The following is a 19,544-nucleotide window of genomic DNA, read 5'->3' as shown; positions in this document are numbered from 1 at the left end:
TTCTTCAAAATTGTATCTTTAGATTTGTAACATGAAAGTCCTGATAATAGAAGACGAAAAAGAACTTGCTAAAAGCATTGTACAGTATCTTTCCGAAGAAAACTACCTCTGCGAGGTGGCTTCTTCTTTTAAAGAGGCGCTGCACAAGATAACGATGTTCGATTACGACTGTATCTTATTGGATATTACACTGCCCGATGGCAGTGGACTGAAGATTCTAGAAGAGCTGGCGAGACAACATAAGCAAGATGGCGTTATTATTATTTCTGCAAAAAACTCGGTCGACGATAAGATTGAAGGACTGCAACTTGGCGCAGATGATTATCTGACTAAACCCTTTCATCTGTCGGAGCTGACTGCCCGTATCTATTCCTTGATACGGAGAAAACGCTTTAACAATACCAATACGATCAAGCAGGGCGAGCTGGAAATCGATCTTTTGGCAAAAACAGTTGCGATACATGGTGAATCTATCGCGCTCACGAGAAAGGAATTTGATCTGCTTATTTATTTTATCGGGAATAGAAACCGGGTTCTTTCCAAAAGTACTTTGGCTGAGCACCTTTCAGGCGATCTTGCGGACATGCTGGATAATCATGATTTTGTATATGCGCATGTCAAGAACCTGAAGAAAAAATTGGGGGATGCAGGAGGCGGACAATATATAAAAACCGTTTATGGCACCGGTTACAGATGGGAAGGATGAAAAATCTATTACAGAAGTCACTGCAGCAGCTCACTATCTTTGCATTTGTCGTATTTGCATTGAGTGTCCCTTCGTATTTTCTTTTGGTGGATTGGATCTGGCTGAAAGAGCTGGATGAAAACAACCATCTCATTGCCGAACGTATAGAAAATGAATTTAATGAGCAGAATATTAGTGATGAGAAACTCGAAGGGAGCATCCGATTTTGGAATGAAATACAGCCTGTAAGTCAGATAAAATATACAGAGCAGCCCTTATCAAAAGATAGTCTATATACCATAACACGGGAAAACACCTATGCGACTAGGAAAGATGTAATAGATCGGTTTCGGGGCTTAAAGACGAATATTAAGATCAATAATAGGGACTATGTACTCATAGTTGAGACCAATGTGGAAGAAACAGAAGAAACTGTAGCCTACATTGCCATGCTTACCTTAGTGTTTTTTCTGATTTTGGTGGCCGGCTTTTGGTTTTTGAGCCGTAGGTCTTCTAAAAAACTGTGGCAGCCCTTTCAGGATACGTTGCATAAATTGAAGTCATTCCAGTTGAACAGTCAAAAACAGATTGATTTTCTGCCAACCGATACCACGGAGTTTGTGGAGTTGAATGCGACATTGGATAAGCTGCTTCAGCACAATATCACCGCTTATAGAAATCAAAAGGAATTTACCGAGAATGCCTCGCATGAATTGCAGACTCCTTTAGCCATATTGAAAAATCAGGTGGATATTCTATTGCAAAGTAGTGATCTGACTGAACGTCAATACCACATTGCAGAGGAAATGAACAAAGCGCTGATAAGAAGTGCGCGCATCAATAAAAATCTGCTACTACTTGCCAAGATTGAAAATAACCAGTTTGATCAAACTGAACTTATCCCGTTTGACGTCTTGGTTCATCAGATTATAGATGGCCTACAGGAGTATTTTGTTAGTAGAAATATAAGTCTCAGTACTGCTATTCAAGCAGGTATAGTAGTGGAGGGTAACAGGGGATTGACCGAAGTCATGATCAATAACCTTGTCATAAATGCGATACGACATACATCGGCAGGTGGTTCCATAACGTTGACATTGTCAAAATCGGAATTTGAAGTTCGTAATTCAGGAGTGCAGGCACTCCGTACCGATTTGCTGTTCAAAAGATTCTCTAGAATGTCTACCGATAGTAATGGGAGCGGATTGGGCTTGTCTATTGTTCAAGAGATAAGCCGCCTTCACGGTTGGAATGCGTCATACCGTTTTGAAAATGGAGAACATATTTTCTTGGTTACTTTAAAATTCTAAATTTCTTCTAAATCCTTTTTGAAGTTTGTTACTAGCAATAGGAAGATGTCCTTATGCTTTTCCAGCCCTTTGTCTGGATTTTTAAGTGCATTTAATAGCAAAGTAATGAATAAGGTAGAATTTCTTTTTGTATGGATTTTCACAATGATATTTGCGATAGCGAACGCTCAGGTAGGCACAGTGACGTTATCTGGTATGGTCAAAAATAAAGCGGATCGATTAGCTTTGCCTTACGTGAATGTGGTGGTTAAAAGTGAAAAGGATAGCGCTTTTGTCACTGGAGTGATGACCAATGAGGAGGGAAGGTATTCTATAACAAACGTCAAGCCAGGTAACTATCGCTTGGTGATCACACTTATGGGCTTTAAGAACGAGGAGCAACCTCTGTTTGTCGGTAGTCTTTCGTCATTTTTGGATATTCCCGTTATCGAGCTGGAAGCAGCTGCAACGGAGCTAGAAGGGGTCACGGTAAGCGCCCAAGCTGCTGGTATAAGTAATAGGCTGGATAAGAAGACCTACACCCTAGCCGACAATATCAGCCAAAATGGTGGATCAGTCTTGCAGAGTATGCAAAGTCTGCCTGGCATTACGGTGCAGGATGGTAGAGTACAGTTACGGGGCAATGATAAGGTAGCGATTCTGGTCAATGGTAAGCAGACGGCACTAACGGGTTTTGGTAATCAGGCAGGGTTGGATAATATCCCCGCATCTGCTATCGAAAAAATTGAAATCATCAACAATCCTTCTTCAAAATATGATGCCAATGGGAACGCGGGAATCATCAATATCATCATGAAGAAGAATAAGCAAGAAGGTTTTAACGGGAAGGTGGGGTTCACGGCAGGACTAGGCTCGCTGTGGCTACGGAAGGAAAATCTTCCGATGATCAGACCGCAATATACTTTTACTCCAAAAATCAACCCTTCAGTATCTCTTAATTATAGAAAGGATAAAGTTAATGTCTTTGTACAGACCGACAATCTATATACGCAGACCCTGAATAAAAACGAGTTTGTAACCCGAAACTACGCCGATGGTACAGTCATCCACTCGCAATTGAAGCGAAACCGTAATACCAATTTCCTAACCACCAAAGCGGGATTGGATTGGAATATGGACGAACGGAATATGCTGACCCTCTCCGGGATGTACGGTAGCGAGAAGATTATCGATAGGGGAGATCAACCCTTCTTTAACGGAGATATGTCACAGAGGTTAAGGCTTTGGCAATTCTTGGAAGATGAATTGAAAACTACTGCAATGGTTACTGCTTCTTATCAGCACCGCTTTAAAGAGCCAGGACACGTGTTGAACACCAGTTTTAACTACACCTTTCACAGAGAGGACGAACAGTATTTTTATGATAATTACCTGTCGTCATCTACAGGTACAGATGCCTTTAAGCTGCTGTCGGACGAACAGGTTTATGACTTTAATATAGATTACGTCAAACCATTTAAATATGGGCGTATCGAAACGGGCGTCAAATTGCGCAACCGAAATATTCCTACAAACATGGATTTCAGATCTGGCGTCAACTCTGTTCTAGATATGCAGGCGGGAGGATGGGCCGATTATAAGGAGCTAATACCTGCTTTGTACGGCAATTATGTGTTCGAAAATGAAAAATGGGAAGCCGAACTTGGTCTTCGTCTAGAATATGTGAAGATACAGTATGATGTAAATCCTGATCATAGTACATACAAAAGTGATGGTTACCATTATACACAGCCATTCCCGAATATGCGATTGGCATATAAGCTGAATGACAACAATAAGGTATCCCTATTCTACAACCGAAGGGTAGATCGGCCAAATGAAGTCGACATCCGTATTTTTCCAAAGTACGATGATGCCGAAATCATCAAGGTCGGAAACCCAGCGTTACGTCCTCAGTTCACAAATTCAATAGAGTTAGGATACAAGAATACTTGGAAGAGCGGTTATTTCTACTCTGCATTCTACCATCGCATGGCAGATGGTACTATAACTAGAATATCAAGTACGGTTCCAGGCAGTACCTTGATATATGCTATATTCCAGAATGCAGGTAAAAGTTATAACTCGGGTTTGGAAGTAATTTTGAACCAAAAAGTTTCTCCGGTCTATTCCTTTAATATCAACGGCAATGTGTACAGAAACCAGATAAATGCCTTTACCGTCCACAACCTGTATCCTCGGCCCAATACTTTTTCGGCCGACCGTCAATCGGCTCTATCCGGAAATTTCAAGTTGAACAATAATTTCCGTTTTGCTGGCGGCTGGGATGCGCAGCTTACAGCGATTTATCTCGCTCCGGATATTATACCGCAGGGTAAGATCCAATCCCGATTTTCTATGGATGCAGGGTTGAAAAAATCCGTGCAAAAAGGCAAGGGCGAGCTATTCGTTAATGCCACAGATGTCTTTAATACGATGACTGTCCGACGAAAAATAGATGGGCTGGGGTTTAATTATACAAGTAATGACTATTACGAAACACAAGTCGTTCGGTTGGGGTACAGCTATAAGTTTTAGAAGGCAGGGCTGTGCTTGAAAATATTTAAATAAAGTAAATAATTAAAGATTAGAAACAAACGCAAATTCATCGAAATGTTAGGAATAAACAAAAATGTGATAACTTTAGTATTGCTCCTCGCGACAACCTATCGATTAGCTGCACAGGACAGTCTTCGAAATGCTGATGGCACTTTTCAGGATAGCATTGTCTCGATTCAAACAGACAACACCTATAAGTTAAATTACAAATATCTTATTGCCCCTACGGTATTCATCGGGTTTGGGATAGTAGGATTGAATAGTGATGCCATAAAGAAACTCAATACCTCCACTCAGGATGAAATATACGAGCATCAACCCAAGCGCATTACATTGGATAACTATACACAGTACGCTCCGGCAGCAATGGTGTATGGCTTAAATGCGCTAGGAATAAAAGGAAAGCACAATTTCAGGGATAGGAGCATCATCTATGCGACATCACAAATGATTTCTGCAGCAATGGTCATTCCGCTGAAGCATCTTATCGGTGAAGAAAGGCCCGATGGGTCTAATAACCTCTCGTTCCCCTCGGGACATACCGCGACTGCATTTTCTTCTGCGCAATTTATGTTCAGAGAGTATAAGGATACCAATTTTTGGCTGAGTATCTCTGGCTATCCTTTTGCCATTTTTACCGGAGTATATAGGACTGTGAATGATAGGCATTGGGTCAATGATGTGGTAGCAGGTGCTGGGTTTGGTATTCTCTCTACCGAATTAGCCTATTGGCTATACCCTAAGGTCAATGGGTTACTGTCTGGTAAAGAAAAGCAAACCTCAACTATGATAACACCTTTTTATCAAAATAAGGCATTCGGCTTAGGGCTGGTACGAAACTTTTAAGAACAACTTTAGGCCATGCCCAAGGGATGGTAGAAGGTGATCGTAAGTATTGAGTGTGTTCGTATATTGAGAAAGGATGGACTTCCTGAGAATTAATCATGCATTATACCAGCCCTTTAAGCCAAAAGAAATCGAAGAGCTCTAGACAGAGCCTAACACGAAACATAATAATTAAAGCCGTCCTAAATTTATTTTGGGACGGCTTCTTTATTTGATTTTTTCTCTTTTTTTAAAGGTAACTATCCAGCAACTCTTTAAATTGTTGAGAGTCTGGCGTAGCAGTTTTATAGTGGATTAATTTACCTTGTGGATCGTATAACATGTAGTGTGGAATTCCCGTCACATTTAGAAGCCGAGCAAATTCGCTCTTTTGATCTAATAGTTGATGTCCTTCCAGATGTAGTTCATTGATCTTATTTAACCATTTCAACCGATCAGAATCAATAGATAAGGCAACAAAAACAATGTTTTTGTCTGCGTATGCTTTTTCCAAAGCTTGTAGGTGGGGCATCATCTTTATGCAAGGTACACACCAAGAGGCCCATAGATCAATCAGTAGATATTTACCTTTATAGTCGTTCAGTGATAAGGTGTCGCCAGAGCTCTTGATAAGCGGTATAGGGGGGCAGTCTGCACCAGGCAACGTATAGCGCAAATTTTCAAAGCTCCTTATATTCTGTGTACGGAGCTCTTCATTATTAATGTTTACAGCCGTTTCTTTATAAGCTTCCAGATCTTGCTCAAACGAATCCCCCGCCTGATATCGCGTTACATAATTACCTAGCAAGCGAGCTAATACCTGATCCTTCGTTTCTCCATTCGTAATCAATTTGTCCAATATGTCATACTGTTTTTTTATTTCTGCCAATGACTTTCGTTGGCTATAAGGTCTCATACCACAGGCTATATCGAGATAGTTAATAATGTTACTGATACCTGTATAAAAGCCCAAAAGCATTGGATCATTGAAAAAATACAAGGGATCTTTAGGTTGTGTATAATAGGTGCTATTATCAGCTTTCTCTTTTTTGGACAGTTCCATACTATTTCTGTATAATGCAGCATTATATTCATCAAAAGTATAAAACTGTATGTATTTTCGCACTTCAGGGTGTATTCTATGTTTGGACAGTATACTGTCACTCAACTGATAGAAACGGTTCAGCATAGTCTTACCCTGAATAGGCTCGAATTTCTGATAATATAGCTCGCGGTTCAGTTCCATTAATCTATGTTGGATCTCGATCAGTAATTTATTGTTTTTATTATTTACCTTTTGATAGTTTGGTCTGATGACCATGTTACCTTGCATAAGGTAGGAAAGCTTTAAGTGTTGCTTAGGTTCAAGATATAAAACGGTATTGCTGTTAGTCTTATGACCGTCGTTAGATTCTACCACAATACTCAAGTTGAAGAATGTTGGCTTGTTGATCGAAACGTCAAACTGATATCTATTATTGGGACCTGCTGTGATCTCCATTTCAATTGGATTATCGATCGCTGATGTTGTGCGTAGCTCTTTGATAAACAGGTTATAAGATGCATTTTTTTCTTTAGGGAGAACGCCACTTAATATGCTTTTGCCATAACACCATACCGATAACAATAAGGCAACTGGAACTAATAAAATATGCTTCATGAATATTGTTTTAAAGAAAGCGTCCGAAAATTCAGTTTCGGACGCTTCAGTAAGTTAAGACCTTGGGTTTTGTTCCAAGTTATTATTATTTACTATATTTTTCGCAGGGATAGGGAATACCAACAGCGGATGAGTAGGTCCAAAGGTTTGTGTACCCCTTTTAATATTGATATCCTTGCCTTGAAGGTGCAAGCGTTTGATATCAAAAAGGCGGTGCCCTTGGAAGGCCAGTTCAAGCATGCGCTCTTGTAAAGCCCATTCCAATACCTCTGTCTGCTCACCACTGTTTAACACCGTAAAGGTCGACGGAGTAAATCTATTCTTTCGAAGCACATTAAGGCTTTCCAGTGCCTCAGGCAGTTTGTTCAGTCTAGCTGCGGCCTCGGCATGCACGAGATACATCTCCTGTGTCGTGATACCACCATTGTTATAGTCATAGGCTCCAGCGTTTTCGATCACACCTACACCAGCGAGGTTTGCACCTCCGTAGCCTTTATTACTGGTGCCAAACATTTCGCGTAGATCTCCGGCTGTATATTGCTTGAAAAAATCCTGATTTATCAAGAACTCAAAGTAAAATGCACCTGCCCGCAATTGGTATTTATGGAAGATAAATTGCTTCTTCTCAATCGAGCTACCCGGATATCCTTTTAGATTAGCCAGTTTATTGTTTGGGTCTGCATACGAAAAGGTATTATAATCGTATAAAAAACTTTTGATTGCCAATGCCTTGCTTGCATAGTCCATGGCCCGCTGCCATTTGGCCTGATACAAGTACATTCGTGCGAGCGTCCCGTAAGCTGCAACTTTGCTCGGGCGGTACCAGTAAGTAGGCGTGTTAGGTAATAAATCTATTGCCTCCAATAGATCAGTCTCAATCTGTTGATAGACCTTTTCTACAGATTCGCGTTTTGACAGGGCATTGATATCTGGTTTTAGTGGGAGAGGTACCCCTAAATCCTGAGCCGCCGTGTTGCTGTAGTGTTTGGCGTATTGGTTGACCAGTATCAGGTAAGTGTATGCACGGTGTACCAATGCCTCACCCTTGAGTCTGTTCTTTTTGTTTAGATCACTTTCTGTGTTACGTTCTACTTCTTGGAGTACCGTATTGTAGACATATATTGCTTGGTAAGATCTGTTCCAGTCGGCATCATCTTCACTCTCGTCATAGTGTTCAGGCTTATAGTCATAGATATTTAAGGCATTTCTGCCGGCGTAGCTTGTAGCTGGACCTCGATTTGCCTCCGGTAGATCTATCTCATCGGTCGCGTAGTTCATGTTATTGGGCATTACGCCGACGACTAGAGGTGCGCTTAATAAGCCTTCCAGGTCATTCAATGTTTTAGGTATGACGACACCTTTGGGCGTTTCGTCCAAAAATTTATCACATGACCCAAACATTAAGACAGCAGGTATTAGGGCAAGTTTGAATATATTTTTTACTGACATAATCGTTCTTAAAATTTAAAGTTTAATGAAAATACATAGTTTTTCGATGCAGGAAGACCGATAGATCCGGTATTCAGGTCGACGTAATCAGGGTCACTTCCTTGGCTATTAGCAGACCATAGTAAGAAATTGTTGGCCTGGAACGACATGTTGACATCGCTAAACACCGATTGTATCCATTGGCTTGGCAACCTGTAATTTAAGGTTAATGATCTTAATTTAATAAAGGAGGCATCATCTATCCAACGGTCAGATTTACGATAATAGTCGTCCCATACAGGACCTGGTGAGCTTGTGTCATACGTTCTTGGGATGTCAGTAATGGCTTCGTCGCCCGTTTTTTGCCACCTATTAGCGATATCTGCTGTAATCCGTGGGAACATATCCATCCGAGTCGTTGATAGGCGCATTTTGTGTCCCGCTTTGAATGTGAACTGTGGGCTCAACGTAAATCCTTTGTAATGCATATGGATGAACATACCACCGTGAAATGGCGGAACCATCGTCCCTGCATAGGCTAATGCATTAATGTCGGTGATACGGCCATCTTTCCAGCTTTTGATGTTTCCTTCGGCATCGAATATCCGTGGCTCACCTTTTTCAGACAGTCCCGCCCATTTATAGCTATAGAGGTAACTTAGAGGCATATCCTTGATTGGTTGCGTGCCACTTAGATAAGTAGTTGCGGTCTTACTAGGAGCTAGTACATCAGTTACTTTATTCTTATTGTACCCCAGGTTGAGATCTATATCGACATTAAATGGTCCCCTCAATATATTCGCATTTAGATTGAGTTCTACCCCGTGATTGGACATTTTTGCAATATTTCGGTCTGCCGAACCGAAGCCTACCGTTGCGTCTAGAATAGATCTGCTCAACAAATCAAAGCTCCTTCTATTGTAATAATCGAAGCTACCATTGAGACGTTTGTTGAATAGAGAGAAGTCGATACCAATATTGGACGTAGCTGTTTTCTCTGGACGCAGGAATTGATTTTCCGGATTAGAGAACGTCAGCATATTCTCCTGCGTTTGGAAATTTTTTCCTGTGTTTGCAATAGGGTAGGGACTTGAATTGCCTATATTACCATTTAGGCCGTAGGTAGCTCTAAGAATCAGTCGATTTACAAAATCCACATTATTCATAAAATTTTCACGGCTCATATTCCAGCTCGCTCCCACACTCCATAAGGGTTGGTATCTGTATTTTGGGTCGGTCCCAAATAGGTTCGATTGGTCGGTGCGTATACTACCTGACACGGTGTATTTGGATAGGTAAGTATAAGCTGCATTTCCGAATGCCGAGAAAAATTTGTCGGTACGGCTGAAAAAAGCAGGATTCCAGGTGTACGAATTGTATCCGCCCAATGCGTCTTGCGTAAAGGTAGATAGGGCCAATACATTAAATACATCTGAGGTCAGTGCCTGTGGATCATAATTGTAATAGCGCTCATTGTTACCTCTATTGAAGATAGAACGTAACTCTACACCCGCGATGGCAGACAAGGTATGGTCTGTTCCAAACTGTCTATCTAAATTTAGGGTATTACGGAATGTCCAATTGTTTTGCTTGCCATTATCCTTGTCAAAGATATTTCCTTTAGGGAATAACTGGTCATAACTGCCCTTCGTAGGGTTATACACACGCCATAAGTTGGCCATATCGCGCGCATAGTACGTGTCCAGTGTCTGTAATTTTTCGCCGTTTATAAAACGCAACTCAGTTTGATATTGTGAGGAGAACTTTAGACCTTCGATGATCTTGTATTCAGCACCTACCTGAATGCGGGAGGCAAACGTTTCAGATGTTTTATCGGTACCGCGCATGTTTTGCAAAGGGTTGTATCCCCAATCTAGGTACCCTTTGTCATAGTATCCTTGTTGCAGATGACTTCCTATCCGTGAACTGTGCTGTACATAATTACCATTATCATCCAAAAACCTAAGGTATGGTCTACTGTCTATAAAACTATAGCCATCATTTGGTATGTTGTTCTTGATAAACGTTGAGTTGACACCCAAAGATAGATTTAGATTTGGAAGAACTTGTAGGTCATTCTTGAAGTTGAAGTTAAAATTATCGTTTTTATTGCCTACCAATGAGGTTAGTTGGTTTGTATAAAAAGAGGATAAGAAGTATTTATATTTTTCGGATCCGCCCCTAATAGATAGGTTGAGCTGTTTTTGAACGGCAGAACGGTAGAAGAGATCCTTCTGGTCTAGGCTATTATAAGATCTTAGTATGTTCAGACCCGCTTCCAACTGCTGATCATCGATCTGTCCCAAATGCTTCTGGTAGAAAAGACCCGCGACTGGCGAATAGTTGTTGTTGCCAAGGTTGTTAAAGTTGATCCATCCTTTTTTTATGGTCTCCACTTCAAAATCAATAAATTCCGAAGTGCTTGCCGGTCTGAGCTTTCCAAAGTCAGGACTTGTATCGAAAGAAAGGTTGGACGATATCTCGAATACAGCCTTACCTTCCGTATTCATGCCACTTTTTGTTGTGATGACTATGACCCCATTGGAGGCACGTACTCCCCATATCGAAGAGGCAGCCGCGTCTTTCAGAACAGAGATGTTCTGTATATCGTTCGGGTTTATAGTGAAATTACCACTTTCTACCGGGAATCCGTCGACTACAATCAATACTTTACGAGTACCCGCGCGTAGAGAAGCCGCTCCACGGATTTCCAAAGCACCGCTAGGTCCTACTAAGAGGCCTGGTACCATACCTTCTAGACCTTTAGCAAAGTCTGTTGCCGCCATATTCGTGAGTTTGAGTTTATCTTCGCTTACAAACGAAAAAGAGCCTGTCGCCCTTTCCTTTGGCAAAGTTTGGTAACCGGTAGATACGATGACATCCACCTGTTCTAATTCGTTCTGCTTGACAATTAGCGTAAAGTTAAGCTCCTGCTGATCCTTTGATATGGTTTTGACTACAGTTTCGTAGCCCACATAGGAGGCTTCAATAGTTGGCGCATTCTGAAATACCTTTAGACTGTAATAACCATCTTTGTCAGTTTGGGTTTTGTTATTAGTGCCCGATACAGTTATCAATACTCCTGGTATCGGTTGCTTGTCGGAAGACAGCACACGACCGCGCAGTGCCCGTTGCTGTTGCTCTAGGCTGTTATTGGTCGGGTCAGCCTTCAGCTCATGGATCAATACTGTCTTATCTTTGATCGAATAGCCCAATCCTTTTCCTGCCAAAGTCTGACGTAATGCTTCTTCCACCGATGCGTTTTTCAAATTGATATTGACAGCACCTTTGCTATTGATAAGATCCGAGTTGTACAGGAGATTGTAGCCGCTTTGTTCACGTATTTCGTGCAGGACTCGATTCAATGAGCTGTTTTTTTTGCTCAAGCTCACCTGTTGTGAGTAGCTATAAGCACTCACCTGTAGGGAAGCAAAAGTCAGTAGTGCTGTTGAAAGCTTCATAATAGTAGCGGGTTTAGGTAGTAGGGAACTGCTTTTGTGTTCGAACACAGAGCCATTCCTTACACATTGTTTTTTCTTGTGTAAATTCATAAATTTGAAATGATTAGTGGGTCAATTATTGCATTGCGTTGTGAAAATATCCGTTGATCTTTTACAGCTAGCAGTGTTGGCGCACTGCTGGCTTTATTATTTCAAACGTGGTTGTGTTGAAATTTTAACTTTTCATGTATAATGATATCATTAATTATTATCAGTTGAACCTATTTCAGTGGCTATTGCTGTTTTTAGCATAGGTTCGGATTATATTATTTTCGAGTTTAAAAGTGACCTGCCCTGTAATTTCAAGCATTTCCAATACTTCGGAAAGTTTCGCCTGTTTACTTATCTGTCCGTTAAAACGGCTGTCTGGTATACTGTTGTAGTCAACGTCGATTTTATACCAGCGCGATAGGGTTTGCATGATATCCACAAGACGATCATCATTGAAGACAAACAAGCCATCCTTCCATGCTATGGCTTTTTCGGGATTGACTCTTTCCTTTTCGATATTATTTCCATCCAGATAGGTCTGTTCATGAGGTGTCAGTATGATTTTTTTACCGAAATGTTCTCCTACTTGCATATTTACAATTTCAACCGATCCTTCCAGCAGCGTGGTCTTGCTATTCTGCTGATTAGGGTATGCTTCGACGTTGAACTGGGTGCCCAGTACGTTGATTTGCTGGGTTTTGGTGGTTACTGTAAACCGGTGTGAGGGATCCTTACTTACAGCAAAGAAAGCCTCCCCGGATAGGCTGACTTGACGATGTGGTGTGGCGCTAAAAGTAGTAGGGAATATTATTTTTGAACCCGAGTTGAGCCATACCGTACTTCCATCAGCCAGTATTATTTTATAGTTTCCGCCCAGAGGAACCTCAAGCGTGTTAAAAGTGTTGATTATTACATAGTTTGTCGACCTTGGTTCAGAAGACAATAGTGGTGTATATCCCCATATGGGGAATCCATCTTCATATCTTATAGTATTGTTTTGGAAAGATATGCCTCCATGTTCTGCCGATAGCTGTATGGATTGCCCTGTTGCCAATGTAAGTATTGCTCTTTGTCCACCAGGTATTACGTCATCTTGGAAAGCGGATACAGGGATAGCATTATCGGCCTTGTACAACCATATTGATAGTATACCGATTACCAATGCCGATACAGCCGCATACGACTTCCAGTTCGTTCTTTTTGAGGGATTCTTAATATCCATCTTTTTCCATACCTCATCCATAGATCTTTGAATATGAGGAATGTCAGGATAGCGGTCAGACACTTCTTGCTGATTGTACCATTGTTCAATCAGTACCTGTTCTTCTTGGCTACAAGTCCCATTTTTATATTTTTCGGCTAATACCGTTGCTTTTCTCTCTTCCATAAATTGACAATACAGGACATAGTGACAATATCACTGTCTATATATAAGGCAAACAAGTAATGGGTATGGGGTATCCGAAAATGAAAAAATATCGATTATCTAATATCTACCTGATAGAATCCTGTTGAGCTGTACTCTTGTATTTATCTGATTGGTTGGTGTTGGTATCCTGATGAGACCAACTTTTTAACGAATAGCCGATTTCGGAACATAGGATCATGTAAGTAAATAGCGGAAGCCTTTGCCGTAAGATACGTAAGGCCTTCTTGATCTGTGTGCGCACCGTGTGCTCCGATAGTTTCAGGACCGAAGCTATTTCTTTGTGCGGCATCAGATCTACCCGGCTCATAATAAATATCCGTCGCATTGCTAGCGGTAGTGCGTTGATCTCGGACTCAATAATTTGATGTAGTTCCTTATGACGTACATAGAAGTCCGTACGTACACTGTCCGGTGTATCCAGGTAGTGCTGGAGTGAGTCCAGGTACCTGTTTTCTGTCTTTTGTTTTAGGTAGTAATTGGTGATTTTATAACTTACAGCCGCATACAAATAGCCAGACAATGTGTGTTTCAGGTCTATGTCTTCCCTTTTGCTCCATAGCGAAGCGAAGATGTCTTGTAGTATGTCTTTGATTACCTCCTCGTCTGATATACGTTTGTAAGCATGGATGTGGAGCACCGGAAAGTATCGTTGGTATATTTCTCGAAAGGCCGTATGATCACCACTATAGAGCATGGCTATAAGATCCGTATCTGTATATTTGCTATAAACGTTATCTTCCATCTAGATTCTTTTGCTCATCGTATCGCAATAGATTAGGGTTGAGCAAAGCTACAAATTTATTTGGGCAATTGACTCGTGCTTGATCTACCTAGATTGGTCTTTTATCAATTGAAGTGTAATGTTTTTCCACGGCACAACCATTTTATTCGGTGGAATTATGACTGACAGTTTTCTCAGGCGTATTTGAGAACTATATTTATAGGCTCCAAACATATTTGAAAAATAATAGTAGTGGATACTAAAGAGCGTAGGCCTTGACATAAAGAGGCCTACGCTTTATTAAAAAGATTGAAAGGTTACATATGGTAAATGTCAGAGAATATCTTTGCCAGTTTAGAGGGGTCTTCTTTCCATGCGTTGTACATATTCTGACCTATTTCGTCGGGTATAATATCCAGGTTTTCGAGGGCTATCTGTTGTAGTATCCTGATCGCTACGCTATCGGGGGTGGGCATCACCCAATCACTTCCTTTATTCATATCTGTACCAATAGCGCCTGGATTGACAGCGTGTACAGTGATTCCTTTTTTAGCAAGTTCTATTCGCACAGACTGTGTAGCTGAAAAGAGAGCCGCCTTAGATGCTGCGTAACCAGCGATAGTTGGTAACGGTGAATACGCTGCAATAGAAACTATGTTGATTATCCTAGCTGGTCGGTTTTTGACTAGAATTGGAGAATAGGCCCGCATCATGTTTATAGTACCAAAGTAATTGACCTGCATATCATAGTTCATCCCATTCAGATCTCCCTCTAGGATAGTTCCTGAGCTCAATACTCCAGCATTATTAATCAGGATCTCGGTATCACTTGTGTCTATTATAGTCTTGGCGATATCCGAGCTGTTGGTTATATCCAGCGGTAAGGGAACAACTCGATCGTCATTAAAACTTGGCATCTGCTTCAAATCCCTGTATGTTGCGTATATTTTCTTTACATCATGCTCTAGAAGAGTTTTTACAAGTGATCTGCCAATACCTCTATTAGCGCCTGTGATGAGAATGACGCGGTCTTTAAAAATCTGCATATATTTTGTGTTTAGTATGCAACAAAACTAGGTGATTGATGAGAGTGAAAAAATCCGATAATTGCTCAATGGCAGATAGTCATGTACCTTTCAGAAATTATTCATTTAAATAAACTTTACTCTAATACTCTTGTTGTATGATAGCGTGTTACCCTGAAAATAGGTGTTTTTTAGACGCCACGACTATTGGTCAGGTTACTCAATTTCTTGCCTTATGATAAATATTATTACAACATCTATTTATATACTTGTAAAAGAATAGGTTATTTAAAATCAGACGATGTTCATGAATGATTATCCTTATAATAGAAAGCCTTTTGCCAGTTGGGCAGATATAGACTTAGAATAGTATGAAGAAAGTAATAGCAGCAATGAATATGACGGTCGATGGATTTTGCGATCATACTTCCGGAATTCCTGACGAAGAAATACATCAGCATTATGCAGATCTGTTGCGAAGTGCTGATGTTGCTTTATATGGTAGAATAACTTATCAGCTTATGGAATTTTGGCGGACAGTGCTTTCCAATCCAACTGGCAATAGGGCTATGGACGATTTTGCAGTTGCTATAGATAGTACTCCTAAGCTTGTTTTTTCGCATACGTTAAAACAGGTTGATTGGGATACTGCAAAATTAGCTAAGCAAGATCTAGACAAAGAGGTTTTACAACTCCGAGCACAGTCTGGCAAGGACATTTTTGTATGTAGCCCAAGTCTGATTGTAGCATTGACGAAACTCAATCTGATTGACCAATATCAACTTTGTATCCATCCTGTTATTGCAGGTGGTAGATTGCCATTATTTGAGAACATTAGCAATAAAATTAGTCTCAAACTCATAAAGACAAAAGCATTTAGTGCTGGTGCAGTCATACTGTATTATGAAAGACTGCAAAATTGGATATACTATTTTTGACATAGTATATTATTGTCAATGGTGTTATTCCCAATAAATGGATGTGGTCTACCGGTATCCAAACATTACACAGGTATATTTATTGTCGATTTTCTAAGGCTTACAATAGATATTATCGGTTTTAAGTCAAAGCGCTTTTTTGCGACCTTAGATCAGGCGAGAAGCTGATTTTTTAGAATTATTCTTTTTGACTTGGCCGTCTATGGAATCTAAACTACTGGCATATTAATTTGTAAAATAAGAGTTCTATAAACATATCACGACTTGAAAACTTCATGCCAGTAAAGGAGTGTAATGGTTTTCCACGGAATAAGGATTTTATTCCGTGGAATTATTAATGACAGTTTTCTCCGGATTATTTGACCACTATATTTATAGGATCCGAATAAGGAAAAATTGTCCATCGATGTTCTGTGCCATTTTTATCTATAAAACCGAGGCCTGGCCAGGGTAAGTGACTGGTCATGAAAAGAGTGCCTTGTTCTACACCTTCTACTATTATCTTTCTTCTTGTGTTCACAGCTTTTTCAAAATCGCCGTCCCAGAGCGTACCCCACTCAGGGTTTGAGACTAAAAATGGAGTATGTATCACATCAACTATGTGCTTTAATGATTTTTTGCCTGCATATAGAGTCAATATGGTCTGTCCTGGAGAATGTCCTTCTGCGAGTTCAGGTATTAAACAGCCAAAAAGATGTTGACCATATTCGAAGAACTGCAGACGCTCACTGATTTTAGCGAGTGTTTTTCGTGCAAACGATATGCCGGCATCCGTATTGGAGATATTATCTTTAGAATTTGGGAACATCGGGTTTTCTGACATCCAAAAATTGTATTCTTTCTGAGCAATGTGATATTTTGCATTTGGAAATATAAATCTATCTTTCTTATCCAGAATACCACCTATATGGTCTACATGGGGATGTGTTATGACGATGTCGGTAATGTCTCGCGGAAGGATGCCTATCGTTTTCAATGAGACGTTTAGTTGTCCTCCATTTTTACCCATATGATGCCCGCTACCAGAGTCGATCAGAATGACTTTTTTGTCCTTTTTAATCAACATGATATTCGAACTCACTTCCAGCCTGTCTGTAGGAAGGTGCATTTTCTCTAGCTTTACATTAAACTCCTGTTGATTTATAAAGGGAGCAAAAATTGGCTGAATGGAAGGCAAAGAGATAACACCATCGGATAATATATAAGTTTCCAAGTTGCCGATGAGTAATTTTAATGCAGCACGGGGTCGGTCGGTTGTTTTGTCTCTATCAATAGGTTTAAAACTAAAAAGAAATACCGATAATGATAAGCCGATCAAGGCCAATAATCGTAAGGAGGATACTCGTGATCTGTTCATAATTTTTATACTATAATTTATATAGTTGCAAAACTATGTATAGTATTATATCTTTACAATAACGGTCAAGATAGATAGTAACAGATGTATTGTATAGATGATAAAGAATTTCCTTGTAGTACCAGTTTGACTATGAGGTATATAGGTGGTAAGTGGAAGGCTGTAATTCTTTTGCATTTGATTGAAAAGAAACGTTATAGCGAACTGAGAAGAGAGTGTCCTGCTATTACCGAACGTACATTGAGCCTTCAATTGAAAGAACTGGAAGAAGATGGTTTAGTAATTAGGACTGTTCATACTAATAAGGCACCTTTGAAAGTTGATTATGAGCTAACAGAATTTGGCAAGACTTTGATACCTCTGTTGATGTCTATCGCAGATTGGGGAGAAGGAGCTGCGGCTAGTGATATGAGGATAAAAACGAGTAGGGGCTAGATGCTTAAAGAAGATTAGATAAAACCTATTTATCAAAATAAGGCATTCCGCTTGGGATTAGTGCGAAACTTTTAAGTTTTTTCGATATAAAAACTATATAAGTGCAGGTCCTGAGATGGAACAGATTGCGACTGTAAAGCCAATTTTGATATCCGCGTTGGGACTATATCCATTGGTAGCATATGATTGATAAACTAATAGACTATATCGAGTTATACACACCATTGTCATCTACAGAAAAAGATGACCTGCGAGAGCTTAGCGAGATTCAGCAATTTGACAAACACGCTATAATATTCAGCGAAGGAGAGATTTCGACCGATATCTATTTTGTACTGGAAGGGTGCGTACGTCTATTCTATAATGTAGATGCTGTCGATAAAACCGCATTTTTCTATACCGAAGGACAATTTATCTGTGCAGGCGAGAGTTATACATTTAATAAGCCGGCGGTCGAGAACTATGAGGCTATGGAACCCACTACATTGTGTATACTTTCGAAAACGACTATAGAAAAGCTCCTGCAGCGATCCGGGACTTTTGAAAATATTGCAAGAATCGCGGTTGAGAATGAGTTGCTGACCGCCCAGCGCATTATAGCCTCGTTCGTTACGCTCTCAGCAGAGGATAGGTATACCGATCTGTTGGAACGCCGGGGCGAATTATTTTTACGTATACCTCAGCATTATATAGCGACATTTTTGGGCGTATCTCCCGAGACCCTGAGCCGAATTAAACAACGCATTGCGAAAAAATGATTTCTTGACGATTGTCAACGAGATTTGCGCCACGGGCTACCTAGTTTTGTAGAAAACTAAATCATTTGATCCATGACAAATAAAAGCAAACGTGTATTACTAGCTGGTGCAACAGGTTACTTGGGAAATTATTTGCTGAGCGCGTTAAAAAGAGAAGGATACTGGGTTCGAGTTCTCGTTAGATCCGATGCCCAGCGCGAGCGGGTCTCATTGGCAGATGAAATCCTGATTGGAGAAGTCACGAAGCCCGAGACTATAAAAGGTATTACCCATAGCATAGATTTTGTCATTAGCACCATTGGTATTACAAGGCAAAAAGACGGAATGACTTATATGGACGTAGACTATCAGGGCAATATGAATCTTTTAAAAGAAGCGATGTCGACATCTGTAGAGCGGTTTCAGTACATATCAGCTATTAATGGAGACAAGCTGAGGCATTTAAAGATCTTTGAAGCCAAAGAGCGGTTTGTCGATCAACTCAAGGATTCGGGTTTGAATTATAGTATTATTAGACCCAATGGTTTTTTTTCAGACATGGGTGATTTTTTCGAAATGGCAAAGACAGGCCATGTCTGGTTATTTGGTAAAGGGGATAAAAGACTGAATCCAATCGACGGCGAGGATCTGGCCAAGGTTTGTATCCTGAAAATGCAAAGTAGCGAGAGAGAATGTACAGTAGGAGGACCCGATATATTGAGTCATCGTGAGATTGGTCAATTGGCATTAACTGCTTTAGACAAGAAGATAAAAATAATCTGCCTACCAGATTTCTTGCGGATATTTATTATAAAGTTGCTACGAACATTTACCAGTTCAAAGACCTATGGGCCGTACGAGTTTTTTTTAACCGCTATGGCCGACGATAATATCGCCCCTCAATATGGACAGAAACATCTAGCGGATTTTTTTAAGGAAAAAGCTTTGTGATATCTTGCCTTTTC

15 protein-coding genes are annotated in these 19,544 nt (G+C 40.4%); 8 read left to right on the top strand and 7 right to left on the bottom strand.

Annotated features, from left to right (window positions below; translation table 11 throughout):
• Window positions 1–31: 31 nt before the first annotated feature.
• From CLV99_RS07890 to CLV99_RS07875, 4 genes are all read left to right on the top strand, one after another.
• Window positions 32–706, top strand: coding sequence for a response regulator transcription factor (locus CLV99_RS07890; protein ID WP_133583930.1), 675 nt, complete (start codon window positions 32–34; stop codon window positions 704–706).
• Window positions 703–1,995 carry a sensor histidine kinase gene (locus CLV99_RS07885; RefSeq protein WP_133583929.1) on the top strand — a complete coding sequence of 431 codons (1,293 nt, stop codon included), beginning with the start codon at window positions 703–705 and terminating at the stop codon, window positions 1,993–1,995. Before CLV99_RS07890 ends, CLV99_RS07885 begins: the two co-directional genes overlap by 4 nt.
• 105 nt (window positions 1,996–2,100) lie before the next feature.
• Window positions 2,101–4,512 carry an outer membrane beta-barrel family protein gene (locus tag CLV99_RS07880; protein ID WP_133583928.1) on the top strand — a complete coding sequence of 804 codons (2,412 nt, stop codon included), beginning with the start codon at window positions 2,101–2,103 and terminating at the stop codon, window positions 4,510–4,512.
• A 75-nt stretch (window positions 4,513–4,587) separates the two neighbouring features.
• Complete coding sequence (locus CLV99_RS07875; protein WP_133583927.1) at window positions 4,588–5,379, top strand: phosphatase PAP2 family protein; 792 nt, start codon at window positions 4,588–4,590, stop codon at window positions 5,377–5,379.
• Window positions 5,380–5,608: 229 nt separating this feature from the next.
• Here CLV99_RS07875 and CLV99_RS07870 read toward each other — a convergent pair whose 3' ends face one another.
• The 6 genes from CLV99_RS07870 to CLV99_RS07845 all read right to left on the bottom strand — a co-directional run bounded on the left by CLV99_RS07870 (window position 5,609) and on the right by CLV99_RS07845 (window position 15,133).
• Window positions 5,609–7,018: a TlpA family protein disulfide reductase gene (locus CLV99_RS07870; protein WP_133583926.1), complete on the bottom strand. Its 1,410-nt coding sequence runs from the start codon at window positions 7,016–7,018 to the stop codon at window positions 5,609–5,611.
• A 54-nt stretch (window positions 7,019–7,072) separates the two neighbouring features.
• Window positions 7,073–8,467 carry a RagB/SusD family nutrient uptake outer membrane protein gene (locus tag CLV99_RS07865; protein WP_133583925.1) on the bottom strand — a complete coding sequence of 465 codons (1,395 nt, stop codon included), beginning with the start codon at window positions 8,465–8,467 and terminating at the stop codon, window positions 7,073–7,075.
• Window positions 8,468–8,475: 8 nt separating this feature from the next.
• On the bottom strand, window positions 8,476–11,907 hold the full coding sequence (locus CLV99_RS07860; protein ID WP_162850055.1) for a SusC/RagA family TonB-linked outer membrane protein: 3,432 nt from the start codon (window positions 11,905–11,907) through the stop codon (window positions 8,476–8,478).
• Between the two features lie 265 nt (window positions 11,908–12,172).
• A complete protein-coding gene (locus CLV99_RS07855; protein ID WP_133583923.1) occupies window positions 12,173–13,324 on the bottom strand; it encodes a FecR family protein in 1,152 nt (383 codons plus the stop codon).
• Window positions 13,325–13,430: 106 nt separating this feature from the next.
• Window positions 13,431–14,108, bottom strand: a complete 678-nt coding sequence (locus tag CLV99_RS07850; RefSeq protein ID WP_133583922.1) for an RNA polymerase sigma factor — start codon at window positions 14,106–14,108, stop codon at window positions 13,431–13,433.
• Between the two features lie 296 nt (window positions 14,109–14,404).
• Window positions 14,405–15,133 (bottom strand): SDR family NAD(P)-dependent oxidoreductase, encoded by a 729-nt coding sequence (locus CLV99_RS07845; protein WP_133583921.1) that lies wholly within the window; start codon window positions 15,131–15,133, stop codon window positions 14,405–14,407.
• A 350-nt stretch (window positions 15,134–15,483) separates the two neighbouring features.
• Between CLV99_RS07845 and CLV99_RS07840 the strand changes: the two genes are divergently transcribed.
• Window positions 15,484–16,050, top strand: coding sequence for a dihydrofolate reductase family protein (locus CLV99_RS07840; protein WP_133583920.1), 567 nt, complete (start codon window positions 15,484–15,486; stop codon window positions 16,048–16,050).
• A gap of 355 nt (window positions 16,051–16,405) precedes the next feature.
• On the opposite strand, the gene CLV99_RS07835 is transcribed toward CLV99_RS07840, so the two are convergent.
• A complete protein-coding gene (locus CLV99_RS07835) occupies window positions 16,406–17,407 on the bottom strand; it encodes an MBL fold metallo-hydrolase (RefSeq protein ID WP_133583919.1) in 1,002 nt (333 codons plus the stop codon).
• Between the two features lie 132 nt (window positions 17,408–17,539).
• Here CLV99_RS07835 and CLV99_RS07830 point away from each other — a divergent pair, with 132 nt between their 5' ends.
• From CLV99_RS07830 to CLV99_RS07820, 3 genes are all read left to right on the top strand, one after another.
• Window positions 17,540–17,842, top strand: a complete 303-nt coding sequence (locus CLV99_RS07830; protein ID WP_211348448.1) for a winged helix-turn-helix transcriptional regulator — start codon at window positions 17,540–17,542, stop codon at window positions 17,840–17,842.
• 182 nt (window positions 17,843–18,024) lie between these two features.
• On the top strand, window positions 18,025–18,600 hold the full coding sequence (locus tag CLV99_RS07825) for a Crp/Fnr family transcriptional regulator (protein ID WP_133583917.1): 576 nt from the start codon (window positions 18,025–18,027) through the stop codon (window positions 18,598–18,600).
• Window positions 18,601–18,672: 72 nt separating this feature from the next.
• Entirely contained in the window at window positions 18,673–19,530 is an 858-nt protein-coding gene (locus CLV99_RS07820; protein ID WP_133583916.1) for an SDR family oxidoreductase, read from the top strand.
• Window positions 19,531–19,544: the final 14 nt, after the last annotated feature.

The sequence above is a fragment of the Sphingobacterium yanglingense genome, assembly GCF_004363245.1.
Taxonomy (GTDB): domain Bacteria; phylum Bacteroidota; class Bacteroidia; order Sphingobacteriales; family Sphingobacteriaceae; genus Sphingobacterium; species Sphingobacterium yanglingense.
This window is presented reverse-complemented; position numbering and strand designations above follow the sequence as displayed.

Coding starts and splice junctions, on each gene's coding strand:
- CLV99_RS07885 (WP_133583929.1), top strand. CDS start 703: ATGAAAAATCTATTACAGAAGTCACTGCAGCAGCTCACTATCTTTGCA.
- CLV99_RS07835 (WP_133583919.1), bottom strand. CDS start 17,407: ATGAACAGATCACGAGTATCCTCCTTACGATTATTGGCCTTGATCGGC.
- CLV99_RS07890 (WP_133583930.1), top strand. CDS start 32: ATGAAAGTCCTGATAATAGAAGACGAAAAAGAACTTGCTAAAAGCATT.
- CLV99_RS07820 (WP_133583916.1), top strand. CDS start 18,673: ATGACAAATAAAAGCAAACGTGTATTACTAGCTGGTGCAACAGGTTAC.
- CLV99_RS07830 (WP_211348448.1), top strand. CDS start 17,540: ATGAGGTATATAGGTGGTAAGTGGAAGGCTGTAATTCTTTTGCATTTG.
- CLV99_RS07825 (WP_133583917.1), top strand. CDS start 18,025: ATGATTGATAAACTAATAGACTATATCGAGTTATACACACCATTGTCA.
- CLV99_RS07845 (WP_133583921.1), bottom strand. CDS start 15,133: ATGCAGATTTTTAAAGACCGCGTCATTCTCATCACAGGCGCTAATAGA.
- CLV99_RS07870 (WP_133583926.1), bottom strand. CDS start 7,018: ATGAAGCATATTTTATTAGTTCCAGTTGCCTTATTGTTATCGGTATGG.
- CLV99_RS07865 (WP_133583925.1), bottom strand. CDS start 8,467: ATGTCAGTAAAAAATATATTCAAACTTGCCCTAATACCTGCTGTCTTA.
- CLV99_RS07880 (WP_133583928.1), top strand. CDS start 2,101: ATGAATAAGGTAGAATTTCTTTTTGTATGGATTTTCACAATGATATTT.
- CLV99_RS07840 (WP_133583920.1), top strand. CDS start 15,484: ATGAAGAAAGTAATAGCAGCAATGAATATGACGGTCGATGGATTTTGC.
- CLV99_RS07860 (WP_162850055.1), bottom strand. CDS start 11,907: ATGAAGCTTTCAACAGCACTACTGACTTTTGCTTCCCTACAGGTGAGT.
- CLV99_RS07855 (WP_133583923.1), bottom strand. CDS start 13,324: ATGGAAGAGAGAAAAGCAACGGTATTAGCCGAAAAATATAAAAATGGG.
- CLV99_RS07875 (WP_133583927.1), top strand. CDS start 4,588: ATGTTAGGAATAAACAAAAATGTGATAACTTTAGTATTGCTCCTCGCG.
- CLV99_RS07850 (WP_133583922.1), bottom strand. CDS start 14,108: ATGGAAGATAACGTTTATAGCAAATATACAGATACGGATCTTATAGCC.